At 61.7% G+C, this 18397-nt stretch carries 19 protein-coding genes and 1 pseudogene; 8 read left to right on the top strand and 12 right to left on the bottom strand.

Annotation, left to right across the window (positions count from 1 at the left end):
* Positions 1-29 precede the first annotated feature (29 nt).
* The 3 genes from DU490_RS10180 to DU490_RS10190 form a co-directional block, all read right to left on the bottom strand.
* Positions 30-593, bottom strand: a complete 564-nt coding sequence (locus DU490_RS10180; protein ID WP_114574185.1) for a TRAP transporter small permease — start codon at positions 591-593, stop codon at positions 30-32.
* 70 nt (positions 594-663) lie between these two features.
* The gene (locus tag DU490_RS10185) at positions 664-1641 is read right to left on the bottom strand and encodes a TRAP transporter substrate-binding protein (protein WP_114574186.1); all 978 of its coding nucleotides are present in this window, start codon (positions 1639-1641) and stop codon (positions 664-666) included.
* 66 nt (positions 1642-1707) lie between these two features.
* On the bottom strand, positions 1708-2145 hold the full coding sequence (locus tag DU490_RS10190; protein WP_114574187.1) for a VOC family protein: 438 nt from the start codon (positions 2143-2145) through the stop codon (positions 1708-1710).
* Positions 2146-2363: 218 nt separating this feature from the next.
* On the opposite strand from DU490_RS10190, the gene DU490_RS10195 reads away from it, so the two are divergent.
* From DU490_RS10195 to DU490_RS10205, 3 genes are read left to right on the top strand one after another with little or no spacing between them, the layout of a single operon-like run.
* Entirely contained in the window at positions 2364-3116 is a 753-nt protein-coding gene (locus tag DU490_RS10195; protein ID WP_114574188.1) for a 5-oxoprolinase subunit PxpA, read from the top strand.
* 23 nt (positions 3117-3139) lie between these two features.
* On the top strand, positions 3140-3817 hold the full coding sequence (pxpB, locus tag DU490_RS10200; RefSeq protein ID WP_404872844.1) for a 5-oxoprolinase subunit PxpB: 678 nt from the start codon (positions 3140-3142) through the stop codon (positions 3815-3817).
* The gene (locus DU490_RS10205) at positions 3814-4773 is read left to right on the top strand and encodes a biotin-dependent carboxyltransferase family protein (protein WP_114574190.1); all 960 of its coding nucleotides are present in this window, start codon (positions 3814-3816) and stop codon (positions 4771-4773) included. The genes pxpB and DU490_RS10205 overlap by 4 nt, the downstream gene beginning before the upstream one ends.
* Positions 4774-4776: 3 nt before the next feature.
* On the opposite strand, the gene DU490_RS10210 is transcribed toward DU490_RS10205, so the two are convergent.
* The 9 genes from DU490_RS10210 to DU490_RS10250 form a co-directional block, all read right to left on the bottom strand.
* Complete coding sequence (locus DU490_RS10210) at positions 4777-4998, bottom strand: hypothetical protein (RefSeq protein WP_114574191.1); 222 nt, start codon at positions 4996-4998, stop codon at positions 4777-4779.
* 167 nt (positions 4999-5165) lie between these two features.
* Positions 5166-5852 carry a DNA-binding transcriptional regulator CsiR gene (gene csiR / locus DU490_RS10215; RefSeq protein WP_114574192.1) on the bottom strand — a complete coding sequence of 229 codons (687 nt, stop codon included), beginning with the start codon at positions 5850-5852 and terminating at the stop codon, positions 5166-5168.
* 124 nt (positions 5853-5976) lie between these two features.
* Positions 5977-6624: an ABC-type transport auxiliary lipoprotein family protein gene (locus DU490_RS10220; protein WP_220270481.1), complete on the bottom strand. Its 648-nt coding sequence runs from the start codon at positions 6622-6624 to the stop codon at positions 5977-5979.
* Positions 6621-7562: an MlaD family protein gene (locus tag DU490_RS10225; protein ID WP_114574193.1), complete on the bottom strand. Its 942-nt coding sequence runs from the start codon at positions 7560-7562 to the stop codon at positions 6621-6623. The genes DU490_RS10220 and DU490_RS10225 overlap by 4 nt, the downstream gene beginning before the upstream one ends.
* Positions 7562-8353 (bottom strand): ABC transporter ATP-binding protein, encoded by a 792-nt coding sequence (locus DU490_RS10230; RefSeq protein WP_114574194.1) that lies wholly within the window; start codon positions 8351-8353, stop codon positions 7562-7564. The genes DU490_RS10225 and DU490_RS10230 overlap by 1 nt, the downstream gene beginning before the upstream one ends.
* Positions 8350-9486: an ABC transporter permease gene (locus DU490_RS10235; protein ID WP_114574195.1), complete on the bottom strand. Its 1137-nt coding sequence runs from the start codon at positions 9484-9486 to the stop codon at positions 8350-8352. The genes DU490_RS10230 and DU490_RS10235 overlap by 4 nt, the downstream gene beginning before the upstream one ends.
* Positions 9487-9637: 151 nt before the next feature.
* Positions 9638-10447: an IclR family transcriptional regulator gene (locus DU490_RS10240; RefSeq protein WP_114574196.1), complete on the bottom strand. Its 810-nt coding sequence runs from the start codon at positions 10445-10447 to the stop codon at positions 9638-9640.
* A gap of 92 nt (positions 10448-10539) precedes the next feature.
* Positions 10540-11748 carry a 3-oxoadipyl-CoA thiolase gene (locus tag DU490_RS10245; RefSeq protein ID WP_114574197.1) on the bottom strand — a complete coding sequence of 403 codons (1209 nt, stop codon included), beginning with the start codon at positions 11746-11748 and terminating at the stop codon, positions 10540-10542.
* Positions 11749-11768: 20 nt separating this feature from the next.
* On the bottom strand, positions 11769-13292 hold the full coding sequence (locus DU490_RS10250; protein ID WP_114574198.1) for a 3-hydroxyacyl-CoA dehydrogenase: 1524 nt from the start codon (positions 13290-13292) through the stop codon (positions 11769-11771).
* A gap of 228 nt (positions 13293-13520) precedes the next feature.
* On the opposite strand from DU490_RS10250, the gene DU490_RS10255 reads away from it, so the two are divergent.
* The 5 genes and pseudogenes from DU490_RS10255 to DU490_RS10275 all read left to right on the top strand — a co-directional run.
* A complete protein-coding gene (locus tag DU490_RS10255; RefSeq protein ID WP_114574199.1) occupies positions 13521-14672 on the top strand; it encodes an acyl-CoA dehydrogenase family protein in 1152 nt (383 codons plus the stop codon).
* Complete coding sequence (locus tag DU490_RS10260; RefSeq protein ID WP_114574200.1) at positions 14672-16273, top strand: class I adenylate-forming enzyme family protein; 1602 nt, start codon at positions 14672-14674, stop codon at positions 16271-16273. The genes DU490_RS10255 and DU490_RS10260 overlap by 1 nt, the downstream gene beginning before the upstream one ends.
* Complete coding sequence (locus tag DU490_RS10265) at positions 16270-16695, top strand: PaaI family thioesterase (RefSeq protein WP_114574201.1); 426 nt, start codon at positions 16270-16272, stop codon at positions 16693-16695. The genes DU490_RS10260 and DU490_RS10265 overlap by 4 nt, the downstream gene beginning before the upstream one ends.
* Positions 16692-18080 (top strand): hypothetical protein, encoded by a 1389-nt coding sequence (locus DU490_RS10270; RefSeq protein WP_114574202.1) that lies wholly within the window; start codon positions 16692-16694, stop codon positions 18078-18080. Before DU490_RS10265 ends, DU490_RS10270 begins: the two co-directional genes overlap by 4 nt.
* Positions 18081-18277: 197 nt before the next feature.
* Positions 18278-18397 (top strand): annotated as a pseudogene (locus DU490_RS10275) (electron transfer flavoprotein subunit beta/FixA family protein); the annotation flags it as partial.

Here is an 18397-nt window from a genome sequence, read left to right on the forward strand (position 1 = left end):
AATTCTCCGAGAGAAAATAGAGTACGGGCTCAGCGGATCTCGCTGTCGTCGGCGGCCGTCGCTTCGCGAAAGCTCGCGGGATCGCGGATGGCGATACGCAGGGCAAAGAGAAGTGCTTCGAGTAGGGCCAGGCAAAGCAGAGCGACGCCTATCGCCAGAACGCTTTGTGGAATCCACAGGGGAATGGCCAGGAAGCCGGATGACACGTCGTTGAAGTGCCGGCTTTCGAGGGCGAGCCCGACCAGCCCGTAGCCGAGTAGCAGGCTGAGGGTCAGAGCCACCAGTAGGCAAAAGACTTCGAACCACACGCGAGTCGACGACGGCAGGCGCGTTATCAGCAGCGTCACACGAATATGCGCATGATGGACGAAGGTATAGGCCAGTCCGAGAAACGTCGCACCAACGAGCAGATAGGAGGCGATTTCCGATACCCCGGTGATGCTCAGGCCAAGGCGCCGTATCCCGATCAGGACCAGCATGGCGTCTAATAGTCGAAATGTGACCTGTGTCGCGACCAGGGTGCAGATGAGGATCATGCAGAAGGCCGCCCCCCACGCACCGAGTCGATAGAGTCGGTCAAGCTTGAAGATCATGTCCTTGCCTCGCGACATGCTTTTACATAGGAGGCGCGGCGGGGTTTGCCGCGCCGTGTACATAAAGCGATCAACGTTGCTGGCGGTACTCCTCCAGGACCTGCTTGGCCTGGTCGTCGGCGCGCGTTTCCCAGTCGCTGAACAATTCATCGCCAGCCGCCTGCAGGGCTGCTGCCACCTCCTCGTTCGGTGTGGATATGGTCATGCCATTTTCCTGCAGGGCCTCTGCGCTGGCGTCGTTGTCTTCACGGCTCATCTGCCAGCCACGCTCTTCGGCACGGGCGGCTGCGTCGAGCAGGGCCTCCTGGGTGGCCTCGTCGAGGCGGTCGAAGGCGCGCTGGTTGATAAAGACGATATTCTTGGGCAGCCACAGGTTGGCGTCGGTGTAATGGGAAACATAGTCCCAGGCTGTCATGGCATTACCGGTAGAGGTCGAAGTGATCATGGCATCGACCCGGCCGGTGCTGAAGGCGGTGGGAATGTCCGACTCTTCGGTTTCGGTGGGGTTGCCGCCGAGATTGTCGACGAAGCGCTGAGTGTTGATATTCGGCGCCCGTACCCGCAGGCCCTCAAACCGCTCAGGATCGTTCAGCTCGAAATCGGTATAGATGCCCTGGGAGGGCCAGGCAACGGCGTATAGTGGCATCATGCCCTGGCTGGCGAACTGCTCGGAGATGATGGGTTTGGTGGCTTCCCACAGGGCGAAGGCTTCTTCATAACTGCCTGCAACCCCAGGCAGGGTATCGACCTCGAAGATCGGGTCGTCGTTGGATAGAACCGAGAGGAAGACCTCGCCCGCCTCGATGGTACCGCGACGGACTGATGGCTTGATCTCGCCGTGAGCGACCAGGGAGCCGCCGCTGTGCACGTTGATACGTAATTCACCATTGGTGGCTTCTGCCACGTCCTCGGCGAACTGCTTGACGTTCTTGGTATGGAAGCTGGCATCACCATAGGGAGTCGCCATGGTCCATTCCGCTGCTTGGGCGCCCGCAGCAACGCTGATGGCAGCTGCCAGTATCACGGGAGTGGCTAGTGTCTTTTGCATGGTAGAGACCTCTTGTTGATGTTGATGGTCGTGCTGTTGCCTGGGGGTGAGATTGGATGCGCCTCGTTACTGCTTCTTGAACAGCTGGCTCTCCCGATCCTTGAACGCCTTGAATTCAAGGGCATTGCCGGAGGGGTCGTAGAAGAACATCGTGGCCTGCTCGCCGGGCTGACCCTTGAAGCGAAGATAGGGCTCAATCTCGAAGCTCACGCCATGGGCTTTCAGCTTCCCGGCGAGCGCCTCCCAGGCCGGCATCTCCAGCACCACACCGAAGTGAGGGACCGGCACGCCGTGACCGTCGACAGGATTGGTATGGCTGGTGACGGGCTTGTCCTTGAGGGCTGGATTGAGGTGACAGACGAACTGATGGCCGAATAGATTGAAGTCGACCCAGCTTTCCGATGAGCGACCTTCGGGACAGCCCAGGAAGTCGCCATAAAAGGCCCGAGCCTCATCGATATCCCGGACCTGAACGGCAAGGTGGAAAGGATCGGAAACGGACATTTGGCCTCCAGGGCTGTTGTCATCGTGAATAGCAGATTTTCTTAATTGATAAACCTCGCAGAGGCCATCGTCAACCGTTTTTATAAATAATATCAGTTTGATAGAAGCGTCCGGTAAGGAATATCGGAAAAAACGATTGGCACCTTCAAAGCCCTATCCATATAGTTAGAGAGAAAATATGCAGTAAAGCTTCATTTGCCATAACAAAAGGAATCGCCATGGTCATACCCTTGCTCAATTGCGATATGGGAGAGAGCTTCGGCAATTACACACTGGGGTTGGACAGCGAAGTAATGCCCTTTGTCGACTGTGCCAATATCGCCTGTGGCTTTCACGCCTCTGACCCTCATGTGATGCGTCAGACAGTGCGGCTTGCGATAGAGCATGGGGTCAAGATCGGAGCACATCCGGCGTATCTCGATCTGATGGGTTTCGGGCGTCGTTCAATGGCGTACTCCCCCGAGGAGATCGAGGACCTTGTGCTCTATCAGATTGGTGCTCTGGCTGGGCTCTGTCAGGCGGAAGGTACAGCCATTCGCTACGTCAAGCCCCACGGCGCCCTATACAACGACATGGCCCGGGATCCTGACCTGCTCAAGGGTGTAATGCGAGCTGTTCGCGCCTATGACGACAGCCTGCCGTTGATGGTAATGGCAACGGCGGATCCAGAGCCATTCCGAACACTGGCCGCCGACATGGGGCTCTCGATCTGGTTCGAGACGTTTGCCGATCGCGCCTACGATGCTCAGGGACACCTGGTCTCCCGCCGGCTGCCCGACGCCGTTCACCACGACGAAGCCACCATCGTGGCCCAGGCGGTGACGCTGGCCAGGGGGGGCGCCTTGACAGCCAGCGATGGTTCGGCACTGACACTGCCCTGCGATACGCTTTGCGTGCACGGCGACAATCCCGAGTCGGTGGCGGCGGTGAGAGCCATTCGCGAGGCGTTTGGCAACCTGGAGTCAGCGTGAGGGCCGGCATCGAAACGACGGCCATGGATGTGTTGATGATCAGGCTCTTCGACACCATCGAAGAGACCAATATGGCATGGATCATTGCCGCCGACCGGGCCCTGCGCGAGGCCTTCGGCGAGACACTGATCGACCTGGTGCCGTCATACACCACTCTGATGCTTCACTATGACTGCCTTGAGCTGGAGCATCGTGAAGCTCATCGGCGTATTCGGGAGGCGCTGGACGATCTACAGCCCGCCGACACACAGGCGGGAAAACGTCACGAGATCCCGGTGTGGTATGACCTGAGTGTCGGGCCCGAACTCCAGCGAGTGGCCGAGCGGGCGGGCGTCACTGTCGAAACGGTGATTCAGCGGCATTGCGACCACGACTACTGCGTCTTCGCCCTGGGGTTCGCTCCCGGTTACGGTTTCATGGGGCTTGTCGAGGAGGCGCTGGCTACGCCGCGCCTGGAGACGCCACGGCACAAGGTCGCCGCGGGCAGCGTTGGCATCGCGGGTCGCCAGACCGCCATCTACCCGCTGCCTTCGCCCGGCGGCTGGAATATCCTGGGGCGCACGGCGGTGCCGTTGTTCGAGCATGCTCGGCGCGGCGATCCCCTGCTCAAGCCGGGAGACCGGGTGCGCTTCAAGGCTGTGTCGCGTGATGAGTTCGAGGCGCAGGGCGGCGATATCACGCCGCTGGAGGAGCGCCCATGAAGGACACGATTGCTGCTGGGATGCGCGTCGTCCAGGCCGGCCCCCTTGCCATGATCGAGGATGGCGGGCGCGTGGGCGTACGCCATCTCGGCGTTACCCAGAGCGGTGCCGCTGACTGGGTCTCGCACTACTGGGCCAATTGGTTGCTGGGCAATTCCCCCGATAGCGCTGCCCTGGAAATCGTGGTGGGTGGTGGCCTGACCCTTGAGGTCGAGCGTGCCACCAGGTTGGCCCTGGTCGGGGCCGATCTCGATGCGCGACTCGATGACGAACCGCTTGTCCCCGGCACCAGTTTTGCGGTGCGAGAAGGGCAGCGGCTAGTTTTCAGGCAGCCCTGCGATGGGCTACGTGTCTATCTCGCTTTTCCCGGTGGGCTGGAAGCGCCGGAGGTGTTGGGTAGCCGCAGCACCACACCACGGGAGCAACTCGGCGGGTTACACGGCGACGGCCAGCCGCTCAAGGCTGGTGACCGACTTGCCTGGCGGGGAGAGCCAAATGATGAGCGTAGCATTCCGGAGCGATTGCTACCCCCCATGCCTCGGCCGGGCTGCCGACTGGCAATGGTACCCGGCGCCCAGATCGCCGAATTCACCGGTTCAAGCCTTTATGCCGCTTTCAATACCGACTGGCGGGTCGATGATCGCGCCGACCGTATGGGGGCGCGGTTACGCGGTCCGACATTGCAATGTCGCCTGGGGAGCATGATTTCGGAGGGAATTCCACTTGGGGCCGTTCAGGTGCCGCCGGACGGCCAGCCTATCGTCCTGCTTAATGATCGACAGACCATCGGGGGATACCCTCGGCTGGGAGCCCTGACACCCATCGCCGCGGCCAGGCTGGCCCAGTGTCTACCGGGACAGGAGGTCAAGCTGGTGGCGGTGTCGCGGGAGCGTGCGGTAGCCGACTATCGACGGATGCTGCAAAATTTCAGTGACGGCGTGCCCATGACACGTTGACACTCAAGCGCCAAGTCCGCTTTCCCGCAGCAACTGATCAAGGCTCGTCTCGCTGGACCTGGCCGGCCGGTTGTCGGCGCCCTCCATATGGAGCTGGGTTTCCAGGTCGTCCATCCCGATGCCGAGACAGCGCCCGATCAGCTCTGCCTTGCTCACCCCGGTTTGCCGGCAGAGATGGTCTAGACGGGACTCGGTTTCGCGGGAAAATCGCAGCAGGTGTGGCATGGCATCATCTCTCCATTCACCCGTCAGTCAGCATCGCGCTGCGACAGGTCGATAGCTCGGTTATTCCTTCAAGATAAAAGCTGCGTGCTGCCTTGTCATCTCTTCAGCACCTCGCTTGATGATGCTGGCCTCCGGTTACTGCTTCATGACAGTGCTGTCGAGGTAGCTCATGCCAGACCTCGACGCTGCATGACCTCGGTAATGATCGGTACCGGTGTCATCAGGTGTTCGCGCATCATGTCGGCGGCACGCTCGGCCTTGCGCTCCAGAATGACATCGACCAGCGCCGCATGCTCTCGGCGCTTGCGCTCCAGGGCCGCTTCCGAAAAGACCGTCTCGCACAGCCAGAGATGGCGATAACGCTCTACCTGGTCGAACAGGCTCTCGCGGACCTGCAGCAGGTGGGGAGAGCTGCAGCCGCTGGCAATGGCAGTATGAAAGGCCTGGTGGCGGGTATCCCAGATATCGAGCAGCTCATCGGGGGTATTGACCTCCATGACCTTGGATAGCGTATGGCCCTTGGCCAGGATATCGGCCTCCCAACTGTCGTCGCCACGCTCGATGGCCAGTCTCAGGATAAGTCCCTCGAGTTGGGCACGTGCATCGTAGAGGTCGGCAAGCTCGGCCAGTGACATCGGTGCGACTCGGTAGCCACGTTGGCTGATGGCCACCACCAGGCGTTCCGCCACGAGTTGGGACAGGGCCTCGCGAAGCGGACCGATGCCCAGGTCGTAACGCTCCTTGAGGCGACTCATCAGCAGTTTTTCGCCGGGTTTGAACACCCCGCGCGTGATGTCATGCTTCAGCCAGCTGTAGGCGCTGATACCAAGGTTCTGTCGTGGGCTGCTGTCCATTGTCGGTCATCCTTGCTTTTGTAGAGCATGATAACCAATTGGCGCCAGAACGGTAATGGCAGGACATTCAATCCAAGTGTCCTTCATTGAAGTGATTGTCCGTTATTGCAATAAGACGTGGACATTACCGGCTTTGAGGTTGCCGTTCTTGTTGACTGGCCATCTGTTCCACTGACCAGTCAACCAGATCCTGGGCGAGACGGTCCGCCGCCAGTCCGAACGCATCGACCACCGCAGCAATGTCCGTGCCATCTGCGGGTTGTTGCTGGGTGAAACGCTGGCTGGCCACCAACTGACGGGTTCGGGTATCGATCAGGCGTGCATCCAGTCGAATGACGGCTTCCGGGCGACCGTCACGGTATTCGCTCTGGAATGCTCGAAGATCACTGGTGAGTTCCAGGTCGGCCGAAAGCGGCGTGTCTGCATGGATCAGCCGGGTTATTCGACCATCCGCCTGGAAGGCATCGATGAAGCGATTGCGCATCAACACGGGGGTGGCATCTGCCCAGCGAGCGCCTTGGTAGACTTGAGGCTGATTGGGGGTCGGTACCACTACGATACGAGTCCCGTCCAGCAGTCCTCCGGCGCTGGGCGTCGCCAGGCGCAACGTAGGACCGCCTGATGCCAGCGCGTTGTGTAGCGGGCTCTCCCGGGACTGGGCGGGGAGGTCATAGAGTGTGACGGGATCGCTTTGGGGCATGAGGGTGCAGGCCGAAAGCAGCCCCAGGGCGGCGATCGACAGCAGTCTGGTGAAACGTTGTCTTGTCCTCACGGGGTGAACTCCTCGACGCCGTCACGCCCCATCAGGAAGTCGGCTGGATTCTCCTCCAGGCGACGGATGACGCGGTTGAGGGTGTTGAGTGTATTGCGCAGCTCAACCGTCGCAGGCCCCAGCCCCTCGATGCCTCGTATACCGCTTTCCAGAGCGCCTTGGTTGGCACCAAGCAGCGCCTCTATCTGCTCGGCGGTGCGGGCCAGGCTCGTGGTGGTCTGGCGAGCACCATCCATGATCTCTTCGCCCTGGCCACCGAGCATGCCGCCGGCCCGCTCGATGAACGAGCGCAATTCCCCGAGGGCCTCGGCACCTTCGGCGGACAGCGCTTCTGCCCGCGCCATCAATCGGCTGGGGCCGTCACCGATGCGTGCCAGGCTGTCGCTGGTTCGCTCCAGGTTGGCCAGAATATTGTGCACGCTATCGGTATTCTCCTCAGACAGTAGCGCTTCGAGTCGATCGAGTACGCGGTTGACGTTGCCGAGGATTTCCTCGCCGTCTCCGAGCAGGGCACTCAACGGTGAAGGGTCGGCGACAATACGCGGCGGAGAATCTCCTGCGGTGGCAACCAGCAGCAGGCTCTCGGGTGTGCCGCCATGCAGCTGAATCGACATGCTGCCGGTGATATTGGCCAACGCCAGGCGGGCACGGGTATCGCGGCGAATGGGTATATGGCTTTCGACGCGAATTCGGGCCAGTACGTTGCGTGGATCTTGTGGGTCGAGGCGCAGGTCGGTGACCTCACCCACCCTGACCCCGCTGTACTCAACGGTGCTGCCTTCTGCCAAACCACTGACGCTGCGGTCGAAGAAGACCTCGTAGTGGTTGAATTGCCTGTCGCTGGTGCTCTGGGTCATCCACAGGGCGAACAGTAGTCCACCGGCCAGGGCCAGCACGGCGAACAGGCCGATCACGACATGGTGCGCTCGTGTTTCCATCACCGATCCTCCGTATGCTGTGCGGCCAGGCTTGCCGCGCGGCCCCTGGGGCCATGAAAGTACTCACGTATCCAGTCATCGTCGGTGGCTTCCACGGTCGCCAGGTCAGCGGCGACGAGGATCCGTTTGTCGGCAATCACCGCTACCCTGTCGCAGGTGGTGTACAGCGTATCCAGGTCATGCGTGACCAGAAATACGCTGAAACCCAGGGCATCGCGTAGGGTCATCAGTAGCTGGTCGAAGGCCGCCGCTCCGATCGGGTCGAGGCCGGCAGTGGGCTCGTCGAGGAACAGTACTTCGGGATCCAGGGCGAGTGCCCGCGCCAGTGCCGCCCGCTTGGTCATGCCTCCGGAAAGCGCGTCGGGATACAGCAAGGCCGCATCTGGCGGCAGGCCCGCCAGTGCCAGCTTGACCCGAGCGAGGTGCTCGGCATCGGCTCGCGCCAGGCCGGCATGCTCGATCAGGGGTAGGGCCACGTTCTCCTGCAGATTGAGAGAGGTGAACAGGGCGCCGCGCTGAAACATCACTCCGAAGCGTCGCTCCAGAAGAGAACGCTGATTGGGGGGCAGGCGCTGCAGGTCCTCGCCGAAGACCCGGATAGTGCCGCCGTCCGGGTGCTTGAGGCCAATGACACTGCGCAGCAGCACCGACTTGCCGGTACCCGAGCCGCCGACGACGCCGAGTATCTCACCGCGCCGAATGTCGAGGTCGAGATCCTCATGCACTACATTAGGTCCGAATCGATTGATCAGTCCGCGTACTTCGATGACCGCCGCTTCGGATCTGCTCACCAGCCCATCCCCATGAAGAACATGGCCGCCAGGGCATCGATCAGGATTACCATGAAGATAGACTGTACCACGCTCGATGTGGTGTGCTCGCCGACCGATTGTGCGCTGCCACTGGCCTTGAACCCCTCCAGGCAACCGATGACCGCGATCAGAAAGGCAAAGATCGGTGCCTTGGCGAGCCCCACCAGGAAGTGTCGCAGGGGGATGTCGCGTTGCAGGATGTCGAGGAACTGGATCAGCGAGATGTCCAGCGCCAGGAGACAAACCATGGCGCCTCCCGCGATACCGCTGAGCATGCCGATGAAGGCGAGTATCGGCAGGCTGATCATCATGGCCAGGACCCGTGGCAGTACCAGTAGTTCCATAGTGCTGAGACCCAGGGCGCGCAGGGCATCGATTTCCTCGTTGGCCTTCATCGAACCGATCTGGGCGGTGAAGGCGCTGGCCGTACGTCCGGCCAGCATGATGGCGGCAAGCAGCACGCCGAATTCGCGAAGGAAAGAGTAGGTCACCAGGTTGACGGTGAAGATGGTAGCACCGAAGTCACGCAGGACCGTGGCCCCAAGGAAGGCAACGACAGCGCCAACCAGGAAGGTCAGCAGGGCAACGATGGGGATGGCGTTGAGCCCTGTCTGCTGGATATGGGCGACCAGGGCCGTGAGCCGCCAGCGCCGGGGTTTCAGGAGCGATGATGCCAGGCTGGCCAGGGTAAGGCCAATGAATCCGAGTAGCTGGGTCTGTTGCCTTCCCAAATTCTCGATGTTGCGACCGATATCTCCCAGTGCACCCAGGGCGGCAAAGCGGGTGCGATGAGGGAGTAGTGTTGAATCAGGCATGGCACGGGCCACAGCCACCAGCAATGCATGGCGTTCGGGAGGCTGTTCGGGGGCCCATGTGGCGACGTCGAGTATTCGCTCCGGTCCCATCAACTCAACCAGCAGCACTGCTCCCGAGGTGTCCAGTTCACCGAGTTCTTCCAGGTCCAGCTCCCTGGTATCCGGGCCATGCCCGTGACGCTGGTGGCCAATGGTCTTTCGGAGCCGGTTGTGGTGCAGTAATGTCCAGTCACCAGTGGCGCGAAGCCCGCTTGCATACTGTACGAGGTTGCCGGGGCATGAGGCGGTCTGTGGCATCGCGTATCGCCTTTCTTTCCCTGAATTTGGCTGCAATGACGCTGGGATATCACTATACCCTTATGCTGCAGGGCGTGACAGTTCACCCAGACCAGAACCGCAATTCGATTGGCGTGGCAGGCGCTCACGAAAGGGTACTGGCAGGGAGGCTTCAGCCACCGTGTTGCAGTTCACCCAGTATCTGCTTTGCCAACTGCTTCAGTCGTGGCCCCAGGTTCTCGACCATGACCTGATGGCTTAGGCGGTGCGAGGCGCCCCCGCAGTTGATTGCCATTACCTCTGCGCCATCCTCCAGGATCAGCGGTGTGGCCACCGCGCTGATCTGCGACTGCCAGTCACCTTCCGAGAGGCAGAAACCGTAGCGTTGGTAATCCTCCTGGCTGCGCTTGAAGCCGGCTTCCAATGCTGGCCATGCGCTGCCATGTGCCTCGGCAAGCTCGGCCAGCACGGCATTGCGACGATCCGAGGGTATACCACAAAGCCAGGCACGACCGATGGCCGTGGTTGCCAACGGCAAGCGTGAACCCACGTCGAGGCGCATGATTAGTGGGCCGCTGCCGTGGCAGCTTTCGATGTACACCATGGAAGTCTTGTCAGAGGCGCCCAGGCTAACATTGCAGTCTGTGGCTTCGGCGAGCTGCTGCATGAAGGGGCGAGCGATCTCGCGTATTCCCTGGTTCGCCAGGAAGCGATATCCCAATGCGAGAATGCCCGGGCCGAGTCGATACTTCTCCAGCCGGGTGTTGTGCTTCAGGTAGCCGAGTTGGGTCAGCGTATAGGTCAAACGCGAGACCGTCGGCCGCGGAATGCCGGTACGGCTGGAAAGCTCGGCATTGCCGAGGTACTCCTCCCCAGCGCCGAAGGCACGCAGCAGCTCGAGCCCGCGGGCCAGGGCGGTGACGAAGTTGCGGTCCTTGGCTGGGTGGACCTGTTCTTCATCCAGAGGGGCTGGTTTGTTCATGGGGGGTCCCCGTGGCGAGATGGTTTCGCGGAGTATCGCATATTGCCCAGGGCGGGGTCCGTTGCGGCACTTGCCCGGGGCAGCTTGGATGATCAGGTATCCATGCGCTCGATGATACAGGCGATTCCCTGCCCGACGCCGATGCACATGGTGACGAGGGCATAACGCCCCCCTGTGGCCTCCAGTTGGCGCAATGCCGTCAGCGCCAGGCGAGCGCCGGAAGCACCGAGTGGATGGCCGATGGCGATGGCGCCGCCGTTGGCGTTCAGACGGCTGTCGCCGGGGTCGAGGCCAAGCTGCTTGACGCAACCGAGAACCTGGACAGCGAACGCCTCGTTGATCTCGATCACGTCCATCTGATCGAGCGTCAAGCCGGCCCGCTCCAGTGCCTTGCGGCTGGCCGGAACCGGCCCCAGTCCCATCACTCGCGGCGGCACGCCCGCTACGGCGCTGGCAACGATGCGTGCCCGCGGAGCGATTCCAGCCCGCTCGCCGGCGCCAAGACTACCAACGATCAATGCGGCGGCGCCGTCGTTGAGGCCGGAGGCGTTGCCGGCGGTGACAACGCCGCCCTCGAACAGAGGGCCAAGCCGGGCCAGCTTGTCGGCATCGGTGCCCGGTCGCGGGTGTTCGTCTCTATCCACCAGTAGAGGTGGCTGCTTGCGTCCCTGAGGTACCTCCACGGCGAGCAGCTCATCGTCGTAGAAGCCACTGGCCTGAGCCTCGGCGTAGCGCGCCTGCGAGCGAGCCGCGAAGGCGTCGCTTGCCTCTCGGCCGATGTCGAGATCGCCAGCTACGTTGTCAGCGGTTTCGGGCATGCTGTGGCTGCCATGCTCACGGGCGATCCACGGGTTGGGAAAGCGCGAGCCGATTACGGTGTCGTACATCGGTTGATTACGGGCGAAGGGTGAATCGGCCTTGCCCAGCACATAGGGCGCGCGGGACATCGACTCAACGCCACCGGCGAGAAACAGCTCCCCTTCGACGAGGCGTGTGGCGCGGGCGGCATCGATCACTGCGGCGAGGCCACTACCGCACAGGCGGTTGACTGTCTGGGCCGCTACCTCGACAGGCAGCCCGGCCAGCAGGCTCGCATGGCGGGCCACGTTGCGCGAGTCCTCGCCGGCCTGGTTGGTACAGCCGGCCAGAACCTCTTCATAGGCATCGGCGGCGAAGGCGTTGCGCTCGACCAGAGCCTTCAGCACGTGGCCGAGGAGATCGTCTGGGCGCACTGCGGCGAGGCCGCCGCCGTGGCGACCGAAAGGGGTGCGAAGGCCATCGAAGATATAAGCGTGTTGCATGGGGAAGCTCCTTGGGGACATCAAGCCGCTGTCAGCGGCAGGCCGAGGGTGGCGCGACGACGCAGCCAGGGGCTGGCCCGGTAGCGGGGGTCGCCGGTGGCGGCCAGTATGTTGTCGAGGATGACGAGTATTCGGCGGCTGCCGTAGTGGTCTCCCATGGCCAAGGGGCCGTGAGGATAACCGAGGCCGAGTTCAACGGCTCGGTCGATGGTCTCTGGCTCGGCCACGCCCTGCTGGGCAATCTCGCAGCCGACGTTGACGATGCAAGCCACCACACGCTGGAGCACGAAGCCGTTGCTGTCGTTGAAGGCGCTGACCGGTGTGCCATCGTGACCGAGCAGGGTCATGGCGGCTGCTCGATAGTCTGCGCGAGTCGCCGGGGTGATCATAAGGCTGCGGCGCTTGTCGAGGCCGGCCAGCATATCCACGGCTACACAGTGGTCTGCCGGCAGTCCCAGGCGCAGGACGCAGGCAGTGGCATCCTCGCCCAGCGGAGCGAGCAGACAAAGCGCTTCCTCAGAAGGTGTCTTGCCGCTCTCTAGTGTCCAGCCCGCGCTGTTCACCAGTTCGGCGAGATGCTCTCGGGTGTCACCATCTTCGGCGCCGATCCATACCGGGCGCGACTCGGCGTCGGGCAGTGGCGGCTCCTCGGCTATTTGGGGTTTGCCGTCGGCGTAACGGTAGAAGCCCTCGCCGCTCTTGCGACCCAGCAGGCCGGCGGTCAAACGCTGGCGTGTCAGCGGAGAGGGACGAAAGCGCGGTTCCTCGTAGTACTGGTGGTAGATCGACTCCATCACTGCATGGGAGACATCAAGCCCGGTGAGGTCGAGCAGCGAGAACGGGCCCATGCGAAAGCCGCCCTGGTCGACCAGGATTCGATCGATGGTGGCATGATCGGTTACGCTCTCACCGAGGATACGCAGTGCCTCGGTGCCGAAGGCTCGCCCGGCATGGTTGACCAGAAAACCTGGGGTATCGGTGGCACGAGCCGTGAAATGACCCATGGCCTTGCCTAGCGCATCGACTTTGTCGGCCACGTCGTCTGCAGTGCGCAGCCCCGGGATCACCTCGACAACCTTCATCAACGGCACGGGGTTGAAGAAGTGGAAGCCGATCACGCGCTCAGGTCGACGGCAGGATGAGGCAATGGCGGTCACCGAGAGCGATGAGGTATTGGTGGCCAGCACCGCGTGCGCGCCGAGAATTTCCTCGAGCTCGGTAAACAAGGATTGCTTGGCTTCCAGCGTCTCGACGATGGCTTCGACGACGATATCGCAGCCGGCCAGGTCGGCAAGGGTCGGGGCCTCCTTGAGGCAAGCGAGATAGCGTTCGGCGTCGGTTTCGCTCAAGCGTTGCTTCTGTACGCCTCTTTCCCACATGCCACCGATGTACACGAGCGCCTCTTCGACGGCGCCTTCTCGCAAGTCATGTAGGTAAACAGTTAGTCCGGCTTGGGCGGCGATCTGGGCGATGCCGCGGCCCATGGCCCCTGTGCCGACGATACCCAATGTCAGGAAGGGAGGGTGCGGAGTGTCGCTCGACATCTCTTTCGACATTCCTTTCGACATAGTGTCGTCCTCTCGAATCATGTTTGTGATTTCGCTTTGCGGAACTACGTTTCGTTTATTGACTGCTATCCTAGGCTATGCAAGAGTGCCTGACAACCAAGTGCGGTCTTTCGTTCTGCTTGGCGAAACAAGGACAGCTGAGCCCGGTGAGTTCAAGGGTAGCTCGTCCAGACCCGCTGCCATTTTTCTTCGTGAGGACATGCCATGATTCGCGACCCCGAACTGCTCGATCAGCTGATCGATACTATTTCACGCTTCGTTCGCGAGCGCCTGATTCCCAATGAGGCGCGGCTGGCCGAGGAAGATGCCGTGCCACCCGAGCTGCTCGAAGAAATGAAGGAGATGGGGCTATTTGGCCTGTCGATCCCGGAAGAGTACGGCGGCCTGGGCCTGACCATGGAGGAGGAGGCGCTGGTGGCGATGGAAATCGGCAAGACGTCTCCGGCCTTTCGCTCGGTATTTGGTACCAACAACGGCATCGGCGCCCAGGGCATCCTGATCGATGGAACGCCGGAGCAAAAGGTGAAGTATGTGCCTCGCCTGGCCACCGGCGAGCTGCTCAGTTCTTTCTGCCTCACCGAGCCGGACTCCGGTTCAGACGCTGCCAGCCTGCGCACGACAGCGGTTCGTGACGGCGACCACTACGTGCTCAATGGCACCAAACGCTACATTACCAACGGCCCTGAAGCCGATGTCTTTACCGTGATGGCTCGTACCGATCCGAGCAACAAGGGGGCGGGCGGAATTACTGCCTTCATCGTCGATGGCAATGCGCCGGGACTCAAGCGCGGTCCATCGGACAAGAAGATGGGTCAGAAGGGTGCCCACACCTGCGATATCATTTTCGAGGACTGCCGGGTGCCGGCCGAGAACATCATTGGCGGCGAAGAGGGAAAAGGCTTCAAGACCGCCATGAAGGTGCTCGATCGTGGCCGGCTGCACATCTCGGCGGTGTGCGTTGGCGTGGCCGAGCGACTGGTCGAGGAGTCGCTGAACTATGCCATCGAGCGCAAGCAGTTCGGCGTACCGCTGGCCGAACACCAGCTGATTCAGGCAATGCTCGCTGACAGCAAGACCGAAGCCTACGCCGGTCGTACCATGGTGCTAGACGCCGCGCGGCGCAAGGACGCGGGAGAGAACGTATCGACGCTGGCCTCCTGCTGCAAGCTGTTCTGCGCCGAGATGGTCGGCCGCGTGGCCGATCGGGCGGTGCAGGTGCACGGTGGTGCCGGCTATATGGCCGAGTATGCGGTGGAGCGCTTCTACCGTGATGTGCGCCTTTTCCGTATCTACGAGGGCACCACCCAAATTCAGCAGGTGGTGATTGCGCGCAACATGGTGCGGGAGGTGAGCTGATGAGCCTCCCGGTGACTGGCCAGGCACCCGACGAGGCGATATTCGGTCGTAAGGCAAGCGACTTGGTGGCCGAGCTGCCTGAGCGGCTGAGTACTCGCGTACTGGAAAACGCCGAACGGCTTGCCGATGAGCCGGCAGTGGTAGATGGCGAGGTTCGCTGGAGCTACGCAGAGCTGGGCCGCGAGATTCATGCCACTGCCGAATGGCTCGATTCACTGGGCGTTCGCCCGGGCGACCGCATCATGACGGTGAGCGAGAATTGCCGAGCGCTGGTGGTGCTGCTCTTGGCGGCCAGCGAGCGTGATGTCTGGGTGGCCATTGTCAACTCGCGCCTCTCGGACCAGGAAATCGACGCGATCCGCGACAACTGCCAGCCACGACGGATCTTCTACACCAGCGAGTCCTCACCGGAAGCCGAGGCCCACGGCGTGCGCCATGGTGCCGAGACCTATGAGCACTCCACCCTGGGTCAGTTGATGCTCTCCCCTCAGGCCGAGGTCAAGCCGGAGCCTGTCGCCGCAGGCGGTGCCGACCAGGTCGCAGCGATGATTTACACCTCGGGTACCACTGGTACGCCCAAGGGTGTGATGCTGACCCATCGGGGTATCCTGTTCATTGCCACGCTCTCGGGGGGTATGCGTCATCTCTGCCAAGGCGAGCGTGTCTATGGCGTGCTACCGATGTCCCACGTATTCGGCCTGTCGTCAGTCTGCATGGGGTCGCTCTATAACGGCGCCTGCCTATATACCGTGCCACGTTTCGACGCCGCCACCATGCTCGCGGCACTGGTGCATGAGCGCATCACCGTATTGCAGGGGGTACCGGCCATGTTCGCGCGTACGCTGGAGTTTCTGCGTCGAGAAGAGCGTGCGTTGGAGGCTCCCGAGCTGCGTTATATATCCGCTGGCGGGTCTCCACTTGATGGCGACCTTAAGGGTCGGGTCCAGGAGCTGTTCGACTTGACGCTGCACAATGGCTACGGCCTCACTGAGGCGAGCCCGACGATCAGCCAGACCCGCATCAACGACCAATTCGACAACAATACCGTGGGTCGCGTGCTGCCACTGCTGGAATATCGCCTGGAGCCGCTGGGCGATAGCGGTGAGGATGAGCCCGATCACACAGGTGCCGGTGAGCTATGGGTGCGTGGCCCGAACGTGATGAAGGGCTATTTTCGCCAACCCGCTGCCACTCGTGCTTGCCTCACCGAGGACGGTTGGCTCAATACCGGTGATATCGCTCGTTTTGACGAGGACGATCAACTTTACATCGTCGGTCGCAGCAAGGAGCTGATTATTCGCTCCGGCTTCAATATCTATCCACCCGATGTGGAGGCAGTGATCAACGAGCATCCGGACGTGACCCTGTCGGCCGTGGTGGGGCGCCAGGTGGAGGGCAACGAAGAAGTCGTCGCCTTCGTCCAGTGCGAACCCGGCACCACACTCAGCGAGGCGGAGCTGCGCGATTTCATCGGCCCGCGGTTGGCACCTTACAAGCGGCCCACGCGCTTGATCATGATGGACACACTGCCGGCTACCGCTAGCGGCAAGATTCTCAAAGGTCGCCTGCGCGACATGGCCGGCCAGGAGGGTGCGATATGAGCGAAGCCGGCCAAACAGCGTTGATGGGCTACCACGAACTGCTCGGCATGCGTGTGGTGGAATGGTCGGATGGGCTCGCCGTGGTCGAGTTGGTGGCCGACAATACCCATCTCAATCGCAGCGGCATCGTCCATGGCGGGGTGCTCACCTCGATGCTGGACAGTGCCTTGAGTCTTGCCGGGCTCTACTGCGAGGCTCCTGGGCGAGTGCGCCGCGGCATGACGCTATCGCTGACAACTACCTTCGTGGGCCCTGCCACTACCGGCATGTTGCGAGCCACCGGCAGGGTGCGCGGCGGTGGACGCAAGGTCTACATGTCCAACGGTGAGGTCACTGGCGCCAACGGCGAGCTGTTGGCCATCGCCGAGGGCGCGTTCCGGCGCCGTAGCGGCAGCGAGTCATTGGAGGGCATACCCGAGTGACGTCGGCGCGTCTGCGCGCCGCCCTGCTGATAGTGGTCACGCTGACCACTTTGAGCCACCTCGTTATTGGCAGCACGATAATGCAGGCTGTCGGCGTCCTCGCATTGATAACCTACCTGGTTACGCTGCGCGGCAGGCTTTCGCCTATGGCGCGCGGGCTGTTGCTCGCAGCCGGCATCTTAACCGTGGTTGCTCTGTGGCTCGCCGAGGCGCCGTGGCGACTGCTGTTCGAAGCGGCTGGTCGTTTCGCCTTCTTTGCCACCTTTGTCTTGGCACTCAGCCTCTTGCGTCTGCCTGCCTACCGTTCGCGGCTGGTGAGGCGTTGTGGCGAGGCCATGCTGCTGCAACCACCCGGGCGGCGCTACCCCATCCTTTCTGCGGGCTCTGCCCTGTTTGGTATCATCCTCAACATTGGCGTGCTCAACCTGTTTGCCGGCATGATCGAGAAGAGCAACACCCTGGCGGCGGCTCAGGGGCGTGCCTGGGTACAACAGGCGCGCCAGCGACGGATGATGTTGGCGCTTCTGCGTGGGTTTTCATTGGCACCGCTGATTTCACCCATGGGGATTGGCGTGGCTGTCGTACTCTCGAATCTGCATGAACTGCGATGGATCGATCTGGCGCCCTACGTGATCGGCGCGGCATTGGTTATCTTTCTGGTGGGGTGGGCCGTCGATCACCTGACCGGCCCGCATCCTGCCGCAGGTGGTGTCAAGCATCCGGTGCCTTCGCTGGCACCATTAGGGCAGTTCTGCTTGCTGCTGCTGAGTATCGTCTCGCTGGTGTTCCTGCTCTCCTGGGTGTTCGACGTGCGACTTCCGATTGCTGCCTTGGTAGGTGCGCCGCTTGGTGCGCTTGGTTGGCTTGCTTGTCAACGGCGCCGGCTCGGCATGTGGGGTTTACCGGCGGCGCTGGCAAGCCTGCGGCGACAGTTACCATGGCTTGTGGCACCCATAGGCAACGAAGTGGTTGTCCTGGGGGCGGCGGGCTATCTCGGCCATCTCTGCGTGGCACTGGTTCCGGTAGCAAGCCTGGGGCCTCTGCAGGGCCTTATCGAGCCCCTTGGGGCGGCCAACGCGGTGCTGGCGATGTTGGTAGTGGTAGGGCTAGCCCAGGTAGGGATCAATCCCATCGTTACCGTGACGCTGCTTGTTGGCCTACTACCCTCACTGCCCATCGAGGGGCTTTCGCCGGCGCTGGTCGGTGCCTCGCTGATGGTGGGCTGGGCGCTGGCATTGATGTCATCGCCGATGACAGCCTCGATGCTGATCCTGTCGCGCTTTACCGGTGTTGCTTCGACGTGCATTGGCTACCGTTGGAATGCGCGCTTCTTGCTGGCCTGCATTCCGCTGCTTTCCGGCTGGTTCCTGTTCATCTCCTGGTGAGCTTGGTCTGATGGATAGGGCTTGACCTTGAGGATGCATTTTTTTATCGTTGCCTGAATAAAAAGTGAAATACAATTCCGCCTAGCAGAATAGCGCTAGGCAACACATAAGCTAGGCAACACATAAGCTAGGCAACACATAAGCTAGGCAACACATAAGCTTTAGTTGAGCTAGCGGAATGTATCGGGAGAGCACACATGAAAGTACTCGTCGCGGTCAAACGCGTCATCGACTACAACGTCAAGATCCGCGTCAAGGCGGACCACACGGACGTCGACCTCACCAACGTCAAGATGGCCATGAACCCCTTCTGCGAA

It is taken from the genome of Halomonas sp. DQ26W (assembly GCF_003339685.1).
In the GTDB taxonomy this organism is placed as follows: Bacteria; Pseudomonadota; Gammaproteobacteria; order Pseudomonadales; family Halomonadaceae; genus Halomonas.